The 17,060-nt window shown below is 45.8% G+C and carries 17 protein-coding genes; 4 read left to right on the top strand and 13 right to left on the bottom strand.

Translation table 11 applies throughout. The features are described 5' to 3' along the window. Nucleotides 1-53: 53 nt before the first annotated feature. From GQ367_RS02855 to GQ367_RS02815, 9 genes are all read right to left on the bottom strand, one after another. Entirely contained in the window at nt 54-1,565 is a 1,512-nt protein-coding gene (locus GQ367_RS02855; RefSeq protein ID WP_215291305.1) for a DegQ family serine endoprotease, read from the bottom strand. Between the two features lie 198 nt (nt 1,566-1,763). Then, entirely contained in the window at nt 1,764-3,008 is a 1,245-nt protein-coding gene (fabF, locus tag GQ367_RS02850; RefSeq protein ID WP_215291303.1) for a beta-ketoacyl-ACP synthase II, read from the bottom strand. A gap of 6 nt (nt 3,009-3,014) precedes the next feature. Beyond that, nucleotides 3,015-3,251, bottom strand: a complete 237-nt coding sequence (gene acpP / locus GQ367_RS02845) for an acyl carrier protein (RefSeq protein WP_089515466.1) — start codon at nt 3,249-3,251, stop codon at nt 3,015-3,017. Between the two features lie 63 nt (nt 3,252-3,314). After that, nucleotides 3,315-4,055 carry a 3-oxoacyl-ACP reductase FabG gene (gene fabG, locus GQ367_RS02840; protein ID WP_370624412.1) on the bottom strand — a complete coding sequence of 247 codons (741 nt, stop codon included), beginning with the start codon at nt 4,053-4,055 and terminating at the stop codon, nt 3,315-3,317. A gap of 72 nt (nt 4,056-4,127) precedes the next feature. Beyond that, a complete protein-coding gene (fabD, locus tag GQ367_RS02835; protein ID WP_215291301.1) occupies nt 4,128-5,066 on the bottom strand; it encodes an ACP S-malonyltransferase in 939 nt (312 codons plus the stop codon). Between the two features lie 62 nt (nt 5,067-5,128). Further along, on the bottom strand, nt 5,129-6,127 hold the full coding sequence (locus tag GQ367_RS02830; protein WP_215291299.1) for a beta-ketoacyl-ACP synthase III: 999 nt from the start codon (nt 6,125-6,127) through the stop codon (nt 5,129-5,131). Nucleotides 6,128-6,139: 12 nt separating this feature from the next. Then, nucleotides 6,140-7,177: a phosphate acyltransferase PlsX gene (plsX, locus tag GQ367_RS02825; RefSeq protein WP_215291297.1), complete on the bottom strand. Its 1,038-nt coding sequence runs from the start codon at nt 7,175-7,177 to the stop codon at nt 6,140-6,142. Nucleotides 7,178-7,243: 66 nt separating this feature from the next. Next, on the bottom strand, nt 7,244-7,423 hold the full coding sequence (gene rpmF, locus GQ367_RS02820) for a 50S ribosomal protein L32 (protein WP_089515462.1): 180 nt from the start codon (nt 7,421-7,423) through the stop codon (nt 7,244-7,246). A gap of 42 nt (nt 7,424-7,465) precedes the next feature. Beyond that, nucleotides 7,466-8,062 carry a YceD family protein gene (locus tag GQ367_RS02815; RefSeq protein WP_215291295.1) on the bottom strand — a complete coding sequence of 199 codons (597 nt, stop codon included), beginning with the start codon at nt 8,060-8,062 and terminating at the stop codon, nt 7,466-7,468. A 13-nt stretch (nt 8,063-8,075) separates the two neighbouring features. Between GQ367_RS02815 and GQ367_RS02810 the strand changes: the two genes are divergently transcribed. Both GQ367_RS02810 and GQ367_RS02805 read left to right on the top strand, forming a co-directional pair. After that, nucleotides 8,076-8,708 carry a Maf family nucleotide pyrophosphatase gene (locus tag GQ367_RS02810; RefSeq protein WP_215291293.1) on the top strand — a complete coding sequence of 211 codons (633 nt, stop codon included), beginning with the start codon at nt 8,076-8,078 and terminating at the stop codon, nt 8,706-8,708. A 9-nt stretch (nt 8,709-8,717) separates the two neighbouring features. Then, nucleotides 8,718-9,482, top strand: a complete 765-nt coding sequence (locus GQ367_RS02805; RefSeq protein ID WP_215291291.1) for an SAM-dependent methyltransferase — start codon at nt 8,718-8,720, stop codon at nt 9,480-9,482. A gap of 12 nt (nt 9,483-9,494) precedes the next feature. Here the strand turns inward: GQ367_RS02805 and GQ367_RS02800 are convergent, their stop codons facing one another. The 4 genes from GQ367_RS02800 to GQ367_RS02785 form a co-directional block, all read right to left on the bottom strand. Beyond that, nucleotides 9,495-10,433, bottom strand: a complete 939-nt coding sequence (locus GQ367_RS02800) for a S49 family peptidase (protein WP_215291290.1) — start codon at nt 10,431-10,433, stop codon at nt 9,495-9,497. Nucleotides 10,434-10,515: 82 nt separating this feature from the next. Continuing rightward, on the bottom strand, nt 10,516-11,175 hold the full coding sequence (locus tag GQ367_RS02795) for an HAD-IA family hydrolase (protein WP_215291288.1): 660 nt from the start codon (nt 11,173-11,175) through the stop codon (nt 10,516-10,518). A 5-nt stretch (nt 11,176-11,180) separates the two neighbouring features. Then, on the bottom strand, nt 11,181-12,056 hold the full coding sequence (locus GQ367_RS02790) for a fumarylacetoacetate hydrolase family protein (RefSeq protein ID WP_215291286.1): 876 nt from the start codon (nt 12,054-12,056) through the stop codon (nt 11,181-11,183). Beyond that, entirely contained in the window at nt 12,053-12,910 is an 858-nt protein-coding gene (locus tag GQ367_RS02785) for an RluA family pseudouridine synthase (RefSeq protein WP_251370198.1), read from the bottom strand. Before GQ367_RS02785 ends, GQ367_RS02790 begins: the two co-directional genes overlap by 4 nt. Nucleotides 12,911-13,302: 392 nt before the next feature. Here GQ367_RS02785 and GQ367_RS02780 point away from each other — a divergent pair, with 392 nt between their 5' ends. Together GQ367_RS02780 and moaA are read left to right on the top strand one after the other, a co-directional pair. Next, nucleotides 13,303-15,912 (top strand): Rne/Rng family ribonuclease, encoded by a 2,610-nt coding sequence (locus tag GQ367_RS02780; protein WP_215291283.1) that lies wholly within the window; start codon nt 13,303-13,305, stop codon nt 15,910-15,912. A 22-nt stretch (nt 15,913-15,934) separates the two neighbouring features. Beyond that, a complete protein-coding gene (moaA, locus tag GQ367_RS02775; RefSeq protein WP_215291281.1) occupies nt 15,935-17,050 on the top strand; it encodes a GTP 3',8-cyclase MoaA in 1,116 nt (371 codons plus the stop codon). The last annotated feature ends 10 nt before the right edge of the window (nt 17,051-17,060 follow it).

Raw genomic sequence — 17,060 nt, 5'->3', positions numbered from 1 at the left:
ATAAAGGTGATTAAAACTAAAGGGTTATCTGATCTAAAACAATCGTTTTAGGTTTATTTTCCTGGTTTGACAGGAATCACCAAGGTGCTATCGCCTCTGCGAATAAATACTGCCACGGATCTATTGTTTTTTGCCACGGCCTTCATGGCAATCTCAAATTGCTTGGCAGCGATGATGTCCACATCACTTAAACGAACAATCACATCACCCACTCTTGCGCCCGCTTTTGATAAGACACCATCTTCAGCCATCGCAGTAATTTCAACACCGGCTTTGAGTGATAACTCTTTTTTCTTAGCTTCAGATAAATCAATCACAGCCACTCCAAATGCATTCTTAGTGGAGGTCGCTTCTTCTGGTTCAGCTTTTTTAGCAGCTGTCTTTGGAGTAGGCTCTAAATCAGCGACAGTGATATTGAATTCTTTTTGAGCACCCTTGCGCCACACCATGATTGGTGAAGTCGTGCCTGGTTTTGTATCTCCAACAATTCTTGGCAAGTCCGATGATTTTTCAATTGGTTTATCCCCAAAACTCAAAATAACATCGCCAGGCTCAAGCCCTGCTTTGTCCGCTGGCGCACCCACTTCGATGTTACGAATCAAGGCGCCACGTGCTCTTGGCAATCCTAAGCTCTCTGCAACCTCTTTGCTGACCTCTGCAATTGCCACACCAATACGACCACGACTGACTTTGCCGCTGGCCTTTAATTGATTCGAAACGCGCATCGCCTCATCCATCGGGATCGCGAAAGAAATACCCATGTATCCACCAGAGCGTGAAAAGATCTGTGAGTTAATGCCCACCACTTCACCACGAGTGTTCAATAGCGGACCACCAGAGTTACCTGGGTTCACAGCCACATCAGTTTGAATGAATGGTAAGTAATCACCTGTATCACGACTCTTGGCAGACACGATGCCTGCGGTCACTGTATTTTCCAAACCAAACGGTGAACCAATCGCAAGCACCCATTCACCAACACGCACCTTTGAAGAGTCGCCGATGGTTAATCGTGGCAAACCAGTTGCTTCAATTTTTACCAAAGCCACATCAGTACGCTTATCAGCACCGATCAATTTGGCTTTGAATTCGCGCTTATCGGTCAAGGTCACATAAATTGTTGTTGCACCTTCAACCACATGTGCATTCGTCAAAATGAAACCATTGCTCTCAATGATGAAGCCAGAACCAACGCCACGGTTTTGCTCTTCTTGCTGAGGTTTACGATTGTTCGGGCCTGGTTGCTTTGGTGTTGGCAAAGGAATACCAAAGAAGCGGCGAAAAAACTCAGCCTGCTCTTCATCTAAACCAGGCATGCCAGGAATGCCTGAAGCTTGACGAACATTCACTTTTTCTGTCGTGCGGATATTCACCACAGCAGGATTGGCTTTTTCAACCAAATCAACAAAGTCTGGATATGAACGCACAGCACTTGCGGCGGCTGGCGAGCTCGTTGTGCTCGCCACCGGAGCGGCTTTCCCAGAATTATTTTGGGCATAAGTTGGCAAAACTAGCAAAGAACTTGCTGCCACAGACAGAGTTAAAGCAGAAATGATTTTTTTCATGGTCTTGATACTTTAGAGCATTCAGGAAGTATTTGCAGGAAAGCCTTTAAATACTATCTGAGCATGGTTATTAATGAGCTTCTATATGAGTATTTTTAGTCTATTTTCAATGGTCTTAAAGCAATAAAGCCTCCAACAGAGTTAGGAGGCTTTATTTGATGGATAACCCAGCAATATCTGGACTATTCATTGAGTCTTTTAAATACGGCGGAAAACAATGGTGCCGTTGGTGCCACCAAAGCCAAAGTTGTTTTTAACGGCCACATCGATCTTCATATCTCTAGCAGTGTTGGCACAGTAGTCCAAATCGCACTCTGGATCTTGATTGAAGATGTTAATAGTCGGCGGAGATTTTTGATGATGCAAAGCCAAAACAGTGAAAACAGACTCTAAACCACCAGCACCACCCAATAAGTGACCGGTCATTGATTTGGTTGAGTTCACAACCACCTTCTTTGAAGCTTCGCCCAAAGCTGCTTTGAGGGCATCTGTTTCGTTTTTATCACCCAATGGTGTTGAAGTACCGTGGGCGTTCACATAGTTCACTTGATCAGGATTAACTCCAGCATCTTTCAATGCATTGACCATGCAACGACGCGGACCATCCATGTTTGGAGCAGTCATGTGATAAGCGTCACCACTCATACCAAAACCGGCTAATTCAGCATAAATCTTTGCGCCGCGAGCTTTGGCATGTTCATATTCTTCGAGGATCATCACGCCAGACCCCTCACCTAGAACAAAACCGTCACGGTCTTTGTCCCAAGGACGAGAAGCAGTCGCTGGATCATCATTTCTAGTTGATAGCGCTCTGGCTGCAGCAAAACCACCGACTCCCAAAGGAGAAATCGTAGATTCAGCACCACCAGCAATCATCACATCCGCATCACCATATTGAATCAAACGGGCAGCCAAGCCAATACTGTGCAAACCTGTTGTACAGGCAGTGACAGCAGCAACGTTAGGACCTTTGAGATTCAAATTAATGCTCAAATGGCCAGAAATCATATTAATGATTGAACCTGGCACAAAGAACGGTGAAATACGGCGAGCGCCGCGATTAGTATATTCAGTGTGGGTTTCTTCAATCATTGGCAAACCACCAATGCCTGAACCCACCAAAACGCCAATTCTTTCAGAATTGGCTTCTGTAACTTCTAAACCAGAGTCTTTAAAGGCTTGCGTACCGGCAGCAATGCCATAGTGGATAAAAGTATCCATATGGCGAGCTTCTTTAGCAGAAATATAGTCTTCAATATTGAAGCCCTTTACTTCGCCGGCAAAATGCACGCCTAAGCCAGAGTGATCAAATTTAGTGATGGTGGCAATACCACTGCGCCCCGCCAATAAATTTTCCCAAGCATCACCAACGGTATTACCCACTGGTGAAACCAAGCCTAGTCCGGTAATAACTACCCGGCGTTGCCCTTTATTCTGGCTCACAGCTAATTAGCCTTGCTTGGACTTAGCGAAATCGATAGCCAATTGCACAGTCGTGATTTTCTCGGCTTCTTCATCAGGAATTTCGATGCCGAATTCATCTTCCAATGCCATTACTAATTCAACTGTGTCGAGAGAATCTGCGCCCAAGTCATTAACGAAAGAAGATTCATTCTTGATTTCTGCTTCGTCTTTGCCCAATTGCTCGGCTACGATTTTCTTAACGCGTTGTTCGATGTTATCCATTTAATCCCCCAAGGGTTGTTGTAAAAATATTGAAAAGAGATTTTATCAGCTTATTTGACCAAATTAGCTCAAATACAGTCCGCCATTCACATGAAGTGTTGTTCCCGTGATGTATCCAGCCCCTGGAGACGCCAAAAATGCTACCGCATGGGCAATATCTTCGGGTGTTCCAAGGCGTTGGAGGGGGATATTCGCTTTTAGTGAATTTTGTTGGTCTTCTGAGAGGGCTTTGGTCATATCTGTGTCAATAAAGCCTGGCGCCACGCAGTTAACGGTGATATTTCGGCTTCCGATTTCTCGGGCCAAAGCTCGGCTCATACCAGCCACACCTGCTTTTGCAGCAGCATAATTGGCCTGACCTGGATTACCGCTGCTACCCACCACGGAGGTGATGTTGATGATTCGACCGCCTTTGGCCTTCATCATTGGGCGTAAAACACCTCTGGCCAAGCGGAAAACAGCGCTTAAATTGGTATCAATCACCGATGACCATTCTTCGTCTTTCATGCGCATCGCCAAGTTATCTTGGGTAATACCAGCGTTATTCACCAAAATATTCAAAGCGCCACGTTCTTTAACAATACTATCGATCAGTGCTTCACAAGCAGCCGCATCGTTCACGTTCAAAACTGCACCAGCACCACCGGTTGGTTTTAATGCCGCATCAATGTCTTTAGCGCCTGATTCACTTGTTGCAGTGCCAATCACCACAGCGCCCTGCTTTGCCAATTCCATGGCAATGGCACGGCCAATACCGCGAGATGCGCCAGTGACCAAGGCAATTTGTCCAGTTAATGTGCTCACAATTTCTCCCAAACTAAGTTCAATGCTTTATCAGATAGATAACTCTGATCGTTGATTTTTAATCTCTAATCTTTACGCTTTAATGACAGCCATGACTTCAGCCATCGTGGCAGGGTCATAAACAGCCAAACCATTTAAATCACCATTAATACGCTTGGTCATACCTGTTAATACTTTTCCAGGACCGCACTCAACCACGTGAGTGATGCCAAGGGCTGCAATTGCTTGAACAGTCTCAACCCAACGCACTGGAGCTGCTGCTTGTCTAACCAAGGCATTCTTAATGGCTGCAGGATCTTTTAAGACACTCACATCGACGTTATTGATCACATCAATGTTTGGCACCTTGAATGTTTTATCAGCCAAGTAAGTCTCTAATTTTTGAGATGCCGGCTTGAGTAATGATGAATGAAACGGTGCAGACACAGGCAAAGGCAGAGCACGTTTTGCGCCAGCTTCTTTGGCAAGCTCACAAGCTTTTTCTACACCTGCTTTTGAACCAGCGATCACGACCTGCGCTGGAGCGTTGTAGTTCACAGCCTCAACCACTTCACCAGTGGCTGCTTGCGCATCAGCACATGCTTTACGAACGGCATCATCATCCAAACCTAATATAGCGGCCATGCCACCTGTTCCAACTGGCACGGCATCTTGCATCGCTTGCGCACGGAATCTCACCATGGGCACAGCATCTTTGAATTCAATCACCCCTGAAGCAACCAAAGCACCATACTCACCCAAGCTATGGCCAGCCATCACTGATGCAGCAGGACCACCTGCAGCAATCCACGCGCGATAACAAGCAACGCCTGCAGTCAACATCACGGGCTGTGTATTGGTCGTTAAAGAAAGTGCCTCAGCAGGACCTTCTGAAATTAATTTTGCAATGTCTTCACCCAAAGCTTCTGAAGCCTCATCCAAAGTTCTTTTGACTTCAGCGTTGTCGCCCCATGCATTTAGCATGCCGACTGCTTGAGAACCTTGACCTGGAAATACAAATGCAAATTTCATGAAAATTCCTGTGATATTTTTTTAAGTGATTGAACTTATGTAATTAATTGAGGTGATCACGATCAATATTTAACGACTGCAGCGGCCCAGGTGAAACCACCACCCACACCTTCCATCAGAAGGTTTTGTCCACGCTTGATTTGACCTGCACGAATCGCTGTATCGAGTGCCAATGGAATTGATGCAGCCGATGTGTTGCCATGATCTTGAACAGTCACAACCACGTGATCCAAGGCAATACCTAATTTTTTGGCAGTGCCTTCCATGATACGAATATTGGCTTGGTGAGGAATCAACCAATCAATGTCTGCAGGTGTTAGTTTGGCAGCTGTTAGAACTTCTTGTGCGACTTGCTCTAAAACTTTGACGGCCAATTTAAATACTGCTTGACCGTCCATCTTCAAAAAGGCAGAACCTTCTAAAGCACCGTGCTCAGTTCTTCCTGGCACGCACAAGATGTCACGATGACTCCCGTCGGCGTGCATAGCAGCAGCCAAAATACCTGGCTCATCACTCGCACCCACCACCACTGCTCCAGCTCCATCGCCGAAGAGCACGCATGTACCGCGATCTTTGAAATCTAAAATTCTTGAGAATGTTTCTGCACCAACGATCAATACTTTTTTATGCATGCCGCTGCGAATAAAACTATCAGCCACTGCCAAAGAGTATGCAAAACCTGAACAAACAGCTTGAACGTCAAATGCTGCGCATTGATTGGTGATACCTAATTTATCTTGAAGCACACACGCAGTGCTTGGAAAGCCACCTAAATTATCAGGCGTTGATGTGGCCAAAATAATTAAATCGATGTCATTCGCAGTAATGCCAGCTGCTTCAATCGCTTTTTTAGAAGCTTCCAAAGCAAGGTCGCTCGTGAGCTGATCAGGCGCAGCGAAATGACGTGCACTGATACCGCTTCTTGAAAAAATCCATTCATCGCTGGTTTCAATGCCATCTTTGGCAAGTTTTTCAGTGATCTGGGCATTGGTCACCTTGTTGGCTGGCAAGTAGCTGCCTGTGCCTAGTATCTTTGCGTATCGCTGTGTCAGTTGAGTCATTGAATTGAATCCTTATGCCACGGTCTCATTACTAGAGTTTGTTGCATGCGTCACCATGAATGCATCAGCGACTTTTCCAACCATATTATTTTTAGCACCTTCATACGCTCTGCGCAAAGCAGTTGTGAATGCTTTTTTATCGGCTGAGCCATGGCTTTTTAAAACCAAGCCACGCAAACCTAAGAGCACTGCACCATTGTAATTACGATGATCCACACGCTTTTTGAAACGCAATAAAACTGGCATTGCTGCCAAAGCCATCAAACGACTGATCCAATTACGACTAAATTCTTCTTTGATCAATCCAGAAATCATGTACGCCAAACCTTCACTGGTTTTTAGCGCCACGTTTCCAACAAAACCATCACACACCACAATATTGGTCGTGCCTTTAAATATGTCATTGCCTTCCACGTTGCCATAGAAGTTCAAGCTGCTTTGGCGCAATAACTCACCAGCCTCTTTGACCACTTGATTACCTTTGATCACTTCTTCGCCAATGTTCAAAAGACCAATCGTAGGGTTGGCAATGCCATCCACGGCTCTGGCCATCACATCGGCCATCTGTGCGAATTGCAATAAGTGAATCGCTTCACAATCAGCATTGGCGCCTAAATCTAAAACAATCGTGCCTCGGCCCAATTGATTAGGCATCACTGCGGCAATCGCAGGACGATCAATACCATCCAAGGTTTTTAAAACATAACGAGAGATCGCCATCAAGGCGCCCGTATTGCCTGCTGAAATAGCGGCTTGTGCCAAGCCTTCTTTGACTTGCTCAGCAGTCACACGCATCGATGAGTCTTTTTTCTTACGCAAAGCCACCTCGATGGAATCATCCATCGTGACAACTTCAGAAGCATGGACGACCGTGATCCGACTCTTTATTTCAGAGGGAACTTGAGCTAACGCTTGATTGATTAAATCAGCGTTACCGACGAGTCTTATATGTAAATCTGGCAACTCTGCCAGAAGGCCTGTGCTGGCGGGTACTGTGACCACTAGACCGTGGTCTCCACCCATCGCATCAACTGCTAGCGTGACGCTCATGAAAAATTGTTATTTAAGAAAAAAGCGGCCACTGGAAGTGCCGCTTGATCTTTTCCAGTGAGGAAATTAGTCGTTCTTAGTCTTAACAACTTTACGACCACGGTAGTAGCCATTTGGGCTAATGTGGTGACGTAAGTGAGCTTCACCAGTCGTTGGCTCAACTGCCAATGAAGGTGCAGACAAGAAGTCGTGAGCACGGTGCATGCCACGCTTTGACGGTGATTTTTTATTCTGTTGAACAGCCATGTTTTTACTCCTAAACGAATCCGAGATTCTAGCATAAAGTCATTATTTCTTGAGCTTTTCTAGGATTGCAAACGGATTGGGCTTCTTAATGATGATCTCTTCTGACCCCGATTTAAGTGTTTTAGTCACTTTTTGGAGGTCTTCTGGCTTGCAATCGCCCAAGGGGTGTTTGGCGATCAAAGGCAGGTTCAAAAGCAGCTCTTCCTCAATGGTTTCCAATAGATTAAAGGTCTCAGAGGACACCAAAGCATCCTCAGCATCTTGATTTTCCTCATCAAAATCCCAGGCTTCAGCCTCTTCTTCAGTCTCAAAAAGGATGTAATCACGGTCTGAGTCCAAAGACTCCATATAAGGCTGCAAACAGGCTTGGCAGGTCAGAGGCAAATCAAGCGCTAGACGTAAGTGCATGTATTGCATAGGAATTGTTCCCAAACGCTCCTCAAACCAAGTACTCATCTCCCAATGAAGGCCTGAAGGCTGGAAATTAGCCTCAACCGTCATTTCCTGTAACAATCGAGGAAAGTGAGATAGTTCTAGCACCCCCTGGCCGATGTAAGTCTGCCCAGACCGCATATCGATGGATTGAAGGTCCTTGGCATTATTCGGCAAAATGTGGGGTGTCATATTTTTTGAATTCATACCGAAAGCATAAATGAGTGCCGCCCCGAACCCAAGCAATTTATCCAAGAATTCTGCCAATCAAAGCAAAAGATTGATCTTGGCATCCACCTCTAAGTACAGAAAAGAATTGCTGGGCCGCCTGGGTTTGTCATTTGAAACCATCTCTCCAGAAGTGGATGAGGCACCCTTACCCAAAGAAACCCCAGAATTGATGGCCATTCGTTTGGCTCAAGCCAAAGCTTTGGCAGTGTCACTCTCAAATCCATCGGCCTACGTGATTGGCTCAGATCAAGTAGTTGATTTAAATGGTGCTGCCATGGGCAAACCAGGTGACCATGCAAATGCAATGGCACAACTACAAAAGTTGCGCGGCCAAACAGTCAAATTTCACACAGCTGTTTGCGTGGCTCACGCAGGATCCGCAAAAACAGTGAACGCCATCACCGAAGTTAAATTCAGAGAACTCGACGATGCTGTTTTGGAAGCTTATCTTTTGGCAGAGACTCCCTACGATTGTGCTGGCAGCGCTAAATCAGAAGGCCTCGGTATTTGTCTTTTAGAACATGTCCGAAGTGATGACCCAACCGCCCTGATAGGTTTACCCCTGATAACGGTTTGCACTCTCTTGCGTGACGCAGGCTTTTCTATTCCTCTAAATCAATAAAAAATAAAAATGTCAGGCACTCTTTATTTAATTCCAAATACCCTGGGAGATGATGATCGCGAATCTCAGCTCAAGCATGTCTTGCCTCGCGACACAATCGAGCAAGCTTCCCAGCTTCGCTACTGGATTGTTGAAAACGCAAAAACTGCCAGAGCTTTATTAAAGGCTATTGGCACACAATCACCATTAATCTGCCCCATCCAAGAAATGCAGATGACCGAATGGCGTGGTCCCGGAAAAGATGCCTCTCATGGATCCACCAATTTAAAAGCAATGCTGGCGCCATTACTCGAGGGCCACGACATGGGCTTGATGTCTGAAGCGGGTCTTCCAGCAATTGCTGACCCAGGATCTGATGTTGTGAATACCGCTCATCAAATGGGCATTCCAGTGAGAGCCTTGATTGGTCCGAATTCTTTATTGTTAGCATTGATGTCATCTGGCATGAATGGTCAAAGCTTTGCTTTTCATGGTTACATTGCCGTGAAAGAACCAGAAAGAACTGCTGCACTCAAACAATTAGAGCAAGAGTCTAAGAGAAAGCACCAGACTCAATTGTGGATTGAAACTCCTTATCGCAACGCAGCCATGATTGAAGCAATGCTGCAGTCATTGCAAGGCAATACCCAAATGTGTGTAGCAGCAGATTTGAGTTTGCCCAATGCTCTGGTGATTTCTAAAACTGTGAGTGCTTGGCAAGCGCAGATAAAAAAAGAGCCTGGATTACTCCAAGCTCTTCATCAACGACCAGCTGTTTTTTTGATTCTGGCTTAGTCTTGACTGAGGTCAGCGCAACTGACCGCCGTACATCAATACCCTGGTAGCGCCCTCGCCCATTGCGGCGCCGAAACGCTTGGCCACTCGCTCAGCCAAATTATCTTTCATGGTGTAGTCAACAATCGTTGACGCTTTGAACACATCGCGCGCCACTCCATCGACACTGCCCAAGCCATCACTCAAACCTAACTCAACACTCTTGGCGCCATTCCATACCAAACCGGTGAACATATCAGGAGTTTCTTTTAAACGATCCCCACGCCCATCGCGCACCACCTTGATGAATTGCTCATGCACTTCACCGATCATCCCTTGAACAAATTCTTTTTGCTTTGGATCTTGTTTGCTGAATGGGTCTAGCAAAGCTTTATTTTTTCCAGCAGTGATAGCACGACGCTCGATCCCGAGCTTCTCCATCAAACCAGTGACTCCAAAGCCATTCATGATCACGCCGATAGAGCCCACCAAACTGGCTTTATCAACATAAATATTTTCTGCAGCAGATGCGACGTAGTATCCGCCTGATGCGCAAATTTCTTCAACCACCACGTGCAATGATTTTTCAGGGTACTTGGCGCGCAAGCGCAACATTTCATCATGGATGATGCCGGACTGAACTGGAGAACCACCGGGACTGTTGACGCGCAAAATCACACCAACGCTCTCAGAGTTTTCAAAAGCCGCTTGTAATGAAGCATTGATTGCATCAGCGCTGGCTTTTGTATCAGGCGCGATCTCGCCCTGCAAATCAACCAAAGCCGTGTGCTTACCTAGATTTGATTTGCCACCCAAATCAATATCAAACAAATTGATCGCAACGCCGACAAAAACAAGCAATGTCATCATGCGCACAGCTGTTCTCCAGCGACGACCACGACGCTGTTCCTTGAGGTTCTCTAATAACAAATGTTCTAAGGCCTGTTTTTCCCAGACTTTTTCATCAGACATGACTTACTTTCTTAATTAATCTAACTAATTCAATTCAACTAATACAGTGAATTTGATTGGCACATACAAGAGCTTAATCTTTTTATGCGTTACTTGCTAACCACTCAGATAATTCCTGAACATTCTTGACACAAGCCAAAGGATTTTCCGTTTTCAAAACGTGTTCTGGATGTGCGCCATAAGTCACTCCTACCGCATCAGCTCCTGCCGCATTGGCCATACCTAGGTCATGGGTTGTGTCACCAATCATGAGTACTTTGTCCATCGGCACCATCAGCGATTCAGACAACTCCAACAACATCGCAGGGTGAGGCTTAGATCTTGACTCATCGGGTGTGCGTGAATCTGCAAACACCTTTTCTAATTGATGAAAACCCAAAGAGCGATCCAAGCCCTTGCGACTTTTGCCTGTTGCGACCGCCAACAGATGCCCTCGATCTTTTAATTGATGCAACAAATCTTTGGCGCCCTCAAACAAACTTAATTCATGATCTTTGCTTAAGTAATGAAATCTAAAACGATCAATTAATTTGTAATGATCATCAACTGAAACAGTTGGGCAAGCTTTGCGCAATGATTCTTGAATGCCCAAGCCAATCACAAAACTTGCCATCGAATCATCAGGCACTGGTAAAGATAAATCTCTGCAAGCACTTTGAATACAACGCACGATGGTGGGTGTGGAGTCCATCAAGGTTCCATCCCAATCCCAAACAATTAATTCATAACGAAGCGACATCAATACCCTTAAATCACTGGGTTTTCTAAAGTGCCAATGCCATCAATTTCTATCTTGACGGTATCACCCTTCTTCAAAAAGCGAGGAGGCTTAAATCCCATCCCTACGCCACTAGGAGTACCAGTCGCAATCACATCACCCGGATACAAGGTCATGCCTTTTGAAATTGCCTCGATGATGGTTGGTATATTAAAGATCAACAATTCAGTCGTGGCATCTTGTCTTAATTCGCCATTCACCCAACACTTGATGGATGCTTTGGAAGAATCGAGTTCATCTGCAGAAACCAACCATGGACCCATCGGACAGAAAGTATCAAAACTTTTACCCAAATGAAATTGCACATGCTTGGCTTGAACGTCGCGAGCACTGATGTCATTGATGATGGTGTATCCCCAGATATATTTCATCGCATCAGCTTGACTGATGGTTTTGCCTTTTTTAGCAATCACCACTGCTAGCTCAGCTTCGTAATCCATTTCCTCGGTTGCGTGAGGATGACTATCAATGCCAACCTTGGGGCCGATCACAGACTCAGGCACTTTACTGAACACCACCGGGTTCTTCGGCAAGTTAGCCATGGCACCCTGCGCCTCACCCAATTTACTGTCTTTGATTTCTTTGACGTGATCTAAATAGTTTTTGCCCACACAAAAAATATTTCTCTTTGGCTTAGGAATTGGGGCCAATAAACAAACATCCTTTAGCGCAACAGCAGAACCCAAAGCAGGCAAAGGTTTTTCTTCAGCCATCAACTCAATGATGGCTAATGCGCCGCGCGCAGCTTCTTCTTTGCTCAACTGGTAAGGCGTGACTGTTTGCAAATCTTGAGAAATAACCCCCACGTATTGTTCTGATTGATATTGGTAAGCGGCTAGTTTCATGTTGTCTCCATTTTTTCAAATGCTTCGGGGATATCAGCCTCGAAAGTCATCTTTTCTTCTGTTTTAGGATGAATGAATGATAAATGTCTTGCGTGCAGCAATAGTCTCTTCGGTTTCAATACTTTATCTAATTCTTGGTCACCGTACTTGTCGTCACCCAAAATAGGGTGACCATAGGTTTGTAAATGCACCCGGATTTGATGGGTACGACCCGTTTTAAGCTGAGCTTCGACCAAACTGCATAGGCCATCACGATAATTAGCCTTGACCCGGATATTGGTATGGCTTGGCTGACCACCATCCGTGGCAACTCTGACTCGACGCTCGCCGTTGGGCAGCAAGTATTTAAGTAATGGGTATTTGAGTGGAATTGATTTACTACTGACTGGCAATTGACCATGCACTATTAATAAGTAGCGCTTTTCCATCTTCCCCTCACGTATTTGCTCGTGAAGGTGGACCAAAGCACTGCGTTTCTTGGCCAACATCAAAATACCCGAGGTATCTCGATCCAAGCGGTGGACTAACTCTAAGAACTTCGCGTCTGGTCTTTGGGCCCTCATGGCCTCAATCAAGCCCAAAGAGACCCCTGAACCACCGTGCACAGCAATCCCCGAGGGCTTATCTACCACTAAAATGCTGTCATCTTCATGCAAAATTGTTATTTCTGCATTTATCTTCTTCGAAATGAAGTCATTTGTAGGGGCTTTTACCTCAGAAACGCGCAATGGAGGCAGGCGTAAAACATCCCCTTCTTGGATTTTTTGGCTGGCATCAGCTCTTTTTTTATTCACCCGGACCTCGCCAGAGCGAATAATTCGGTAAATATGGGTCTTTGGCACCCCTTTTGCCATGCGAAACAGGAAATTATCTAGCCTTTGGCCAGCTTCCTCAAATAAAACAATGTGTTGGGTTACCGAATTACTGTTCATATGACATATAATGACCTATCTTGCTGCGCAACATCAAATTTATTGTTTGCATGGTAGCGCCCCAAGCTGGGTTTGAAATAGCCAAAAATATTTCCAGGGTTCGCCTCTCCCCTGATGTAATGAGACGCAAAGTTGGCTGGCATAGTGCCGCGAACTGCGAAACAGATAAAAGAATTTAAGCGCACGCTGACCCGCAAAGAAGAATAAGTCAGCGAGTGTAGTGAAGTTTGACATCACAGAGATTGCCTCGCGCAATCCCTTCAATTCCGTTTCGCTCACCGCGATGGCTGCCTGGCTGCAGGACGGAGATTTAAATGAAACGAATGTTATTTAACGCTACCCAGCAAGAAGAGCTGCGCGTAGCCATTGTTGATGGTCAAAAACTGATCGACATTGATATTGAGACAACTGGACGTGAACAACGTAAAGGCAATATCTACAAAGGCGTGATCACACGCATTGAACCCTCTTTAGAAGCTTGCTTTGTGAACTACGGTGAAGAGCGTCACGGCTTTTTGCCTTTCAAAGAGGTTTCAAGAGCTTATTTCAAGGACGGTATTGACGTTCGCTCAGCAGGCATCAAAGATGCTTTGCGCGAAGGACAAGAAATCATCGTTCAGGTGGAAAAAGAAGAGCGTGGCAATAAAGGCGCTGCTTTAACCAGCTTTATCTCTTTAGCAGGTCGTTATTTGGTTCTAATGCCAAATAATCCAAGAGGTGGTGGCGTTTCTCGTCGTATTGAAGGCGAAGACCGCAATGAATTGCGCGAAGCCATGAGCCAATTAACAGTTCCAGATGGCATGAGCATCATTGCCAGAACTGCTGGAATTGGCAGAAGTGCCGAAGAATTACAGTGGGATTTGAGCTATTTGATGCAGCTTTGGACAGCGATCGATGAAGCTGCTAACGGCAATCAAGCTCCTCTATTGATTTACTTAGAGTCTAGCTTGGTGATCCGAGCCATCAGAGACTACTTCCAGCCAGATATCGGTGAAATCCTCATCGATACCGATGAAATTTACGAACAAGCCAGCTCTTTCATGTCTGTGGTGATGCCTGACAACATGTCACGCGTCAAACGTTACCAAGACGATGTGCCTTTGTTCTCACGCTTTCAAATTGAGCACCAAATTGAAACCGCTTACTCTCGTACAGTGACCCTGCCATCTGGTGGAGCGATTGTGATCGACCACACAGAAGCCTTGGTTTCTGTGGACGTGAACTCTGCTCGCTCAACCCGTGGTTCAGACATTGAAGAAACAGCTGCTAGAACAAACTTAGAAGCTGCAGACGAATTGGCTCGCCAAATGCGTTTGCGCGACTTGGGTGGTTTGATTGTGATCGACTTCATCGACATGGAGTCTTCGAAGAATCAAAAGGATGTTGAGCAACGCTTGAAAGACGCTTTGCGTCACGACCGTGCTCGCGTTCAAATGGGCAAAATCTCACGCTTTGGTCTTTTAGAACTATCACGCCAACGCTTGCGCCCTGCGCTATCAGAAAGCAGTAACGTTACTTGCCCACGTTGTAATGGCACAGGTCACATCCGTGACACTGAGTCTTCAGCTCTGCAAGTTCTTCGCATCATTCAAGAAGAAGCGATGAAAGAAAACACTGCTGCGATTCACTGTCAAGTACCTGTGGACGTTGCGGCATTCTTGCTCAACGAGAAACGTGCTGAAGTGATCAAGATTGAAAGTCGTTTCAAAGTGAACGTCTTGCTCTTGCCAAACAAACACTTAGAAACACCTCACTACAAGCTTGAGCGTTTACGCCATGACGATCCTCGTTTAGATGATCCAAAAGCAAGTTACGCCATGGCCGATGAAGCCAGCAAAGAACTTGAGTCTGACACGATCTTGAATCGCAAAGCTGAAGAAGCCAAGCCACGTCAAGAAGCGGCAGTTAAAGGTGTGAGACCAAGCCAACCTGCTCCTGCCAGCGTTCCACGCGCAGAGCGCAAAGTGGCTGGTGAAAAGCAATCCTCTGGTGGTTTGATTGGTTTCATCAAGAAACTATTTGGCGCCAAAGAAGAAGTTAAGTCTACTGAGAAGCGTCCAAACAACGGCCGCGGTCGTGGTGAAGCCAGTGATAGAAATGGTGATCGCAATAACCGCAACCGCAATAACCGTAATCGCAATAACCGCAACAAGAATGAAGCGGGCGAGCGCAATCAAACGCCACGCGATGGTGAAGAGAAGGCTGACAACAAAGAAGCGCGTCAACCAAATCAACGCAATGGCCGCAATCAACAGCGTCAAAATAAACCTGAAGCCAATCAAGATGCGAAAGCAGATCAAGCAAAAGATTTGTTAACTCATGCTGAAGTTCCGCAGAATGCAGAAGCTGGTGAAGGTGATGAGCGTCGTCGTGGTCGCAACCGTCGTGGCCGTAACCGCAGTCGCGATCGCGCAGACCGTCCAGAGAACACTCAAGATACGAACGTTGATGGCTCAGATCTAGCAGCAACAGTTGCAGTGGCTGCAGTCGCTGCAGCAGTGACTTCATCTGAAGTTAATGCTTCAATGAATACTGAGACTTCAAGTCCTGCTCCAGTTGCTCCAACAGCACCAGCAGTTGTGGCTGAAGCATCTCCAGCACCAGCCGTTGTTGCACCTGCAGTAGTTGCACCAGCAGCTGTTTCTGTTGAAGCTCCAGTAGCCGCAACAACTCCAGCACCTGCTCCATTGCCAAAAGTTGAGTTTCAGCCATTAAAAACGTCTGAACTGACTTCAGTGATTGAGTCTGCTGGAATGGTATGGGTTAACACAGACAACCAGAAATTAGAAGAAGTTCGTGTGCAAATTGCTGCTGAGCCAGTGATCTCACACCCGCCACGTGAGCCAAAGCCACCTGTTGAAGTTTCAACTGGCCCTATGGTTCTAGTAGAAACTGGCGGAAAAGAACAAACCATCGAAAAGTGAACTTAGTTCTACAATGAGGGTTATGTCAGAAAGAGTCATACCCCTCATTGATGAGCGCCAAAGAAAAATAGACAGCCATGTTCCGGTTATCCCGGAACAGCTGTTGAATCCTAATGGCCTGCTAGCCGACACCCGTGGGCGACGCCTTCATGATTTAAGAATTTCAGTCACCGACCGCTGTAACTTTCGGTGCACTTATTGCATGCCCAAAGAGGTCTTTGATAAAGATTACCCCTATTTATCTCATGGGGATCTATTAAGCTTTGAAGAGATCGTTCGTTTGGCCAAAATCTACATTGAGCATGGTGTTGAAAAAATCCGCTTAACCGGTGGCGAACCCCTGCTTCGCAAACACATTGAAAAACTGATTGAAATGCTGGCCTCTCTCAAAACATTGAGTGGTCAACCATTGGATTTAACTCTGACCACCAATGGCAGCTTATTGCGTAAAAAAGCGCAAGCTTTGAAAGATGCTGGCTTGACCAGAATGACCATCAGTCTAGATGGCTTAGACGATACAACTTTTCAGCAGATGAATGATGTTGGCTTTCCAGTGGGCGATGTTTTAGATGGCATTGAAGCAGCTCGTGAAGTTGGCTTTAAAAATATCAAAGTCAACATGGTTGTAAAAAAGGGAACGAATGATCACGAGATCATTCCAATGGCGAAGTACTTCAAAGGCAGTGATGTGATTTTGCGTTTCATTGAGTTCATGGACGTGGGCGCATCTAATGGTTGGGATATGACAGAAGTTCTACCTTCTGCTGATGTGATTGCCAAGATTCATGAAACGTTTCCATTGACCAACATCGATCCTAATTACCCAGGTGAAGTCGCTGAGCGCTGGCGCTATGTTGATGGATCTGGTGAAGTTGGCGTGATTTCCAGTGTGACTCAAGCCTTTTGCAAAGATTGCTCAAGAGCTCGCTTATCCACTGAGGGAAAAATGTATTTATGTTTATTTGCCACCGAAGGTCATGATCTAAAGGCCTTGCTTCGTGCTGGTAAATCAGATTTAGAGATCAGCAATGCCATTGCGCAGGTTTGGTCTCATCGCACCGATCGATATTCTGAACTGCGCGGCTCTCCAGAAATGGAAGGTAAGCGCAAAGTTGAGATGTCTTACATCGGTGGCTAAGTATTTTCAT

The sequence above is a fragment of the Polynucleobacter sp. MWH-CaK5 genome, from assembly GCF_018687615.1.
GTDB lineage: Bacteria > Pseudomonadota > Gammaproteobacteria > Burkholderiales > Burkholderiaceae > Polynucleobacter.
Note: the sequence above shows the minus strand (reverse complement) of the source record. Positions and strands in the feature narration are given on the sequence as shown.

What these genes read in the sequence shown, in the direction of transcription:
- rpmF (WP_089515462.1), bottom strand. Translation starts at nt 7,423, where the DNA reads ATGGCTGTTCAACAGAATAAAAAATCACCGTCAAAGCGTGGCATGCAC.
- GQ367_RS02805 (WP_215291291.1), top strand. Translation starts at nt 8,718, where the DNA reads ATGTCAGGCACTCTTTATTTAATTCCAAATACCCTGGGAGATGATGAT.
- GQ367_RS02810 (WP_215291293.1), top strand. Translation starts at nt 8,076, where the DNA reads ATGAGTGCCGCCCCGAACCCAAGCAATTTATCCAAGAATTCTGCCAAT.
- acpP (WP_089515466.1), bottom strand. Translation starts at nt 3,251, where the DNA reads ATGGATAACATCGAACAACGCGTTAAGAAAATCGTAGCCGAGCAATTG.
- fabD (WP_215291301.1), bottom strand. Translation starts at nt 5,066, where the DNA reads ATGAAATTTGCATTTGTATTTCCAGGTCAAGGTTCTCAAGCAGTCGGC.
- plsX (WP_215291297.1), bottom strand. Translation starts at nt 7,177, where the DNA reads ATGAGCGTCACGCTAGCAGTTGATGCGATGGGTGGAGACCACGGTCTA.
- GQ367_RS02815 (WP_215291295.1), bottom strand. Translation starts at nt 8,062, where the DNA reads ATGAATTCAAAAAATATGACACCCCACATTTTGCCGAATAATGCCAAG.
- moaA (WP_215291281.1), top strand. Translation starts at nt 15,935, where the DNA reads ATGTCAGAAAGAGTCATACCCCTCATTGATGAGCGCCAAAGAAAAATA.
- GQ367_RS02855 (WP_215291305.1), bottom strand. Translation starts at nt 1,565, where the DNA reads ATGAAAAAAATCATTTCTGCTTTAACTCTGTCTGTGGCAGCAAGTTCT.
- GQ367_RS02785 (WP_251370198.1), bottom strand. Translation starts at nt 12,910, where the DNA reads ATGGCAAAAGGGGTGCCAAAGACCCATATTTACCGAATTATTCGCTCT.
- GQ367_RS02790 (WP_215291286.1), bottom strand. Translation starts at nt 12,056, where the DNA reads ATGAAACTAGCCGCTTACCAATATCAATCAGAACAATACGTGGGGGTT.
- GQ367_RS02830 (WP_215291299.1), bottom strand. Translation starts at nt 6,127, where the DNA reads ATGACTCAACTGACACAGCGATACGCAAAGATACTAGGCACAGGCAGC.
- GQ367_RS02780 (WP_215291283.1), top strand. Translation starts at nt 13,303, where the DNA reads ATGAAACGAATGTTATTTAACGCTACCCAGCAAGAAGAGCTGCGCGTA.
- GQ367_RS02800 (WP_215291290.1), bottom strand. Translation starts at nt 10,433, where the DNA reads ATGTCTGATGAAAAAGTCTGGGAAAAACAGGCCTTAGAACATTTGTTA.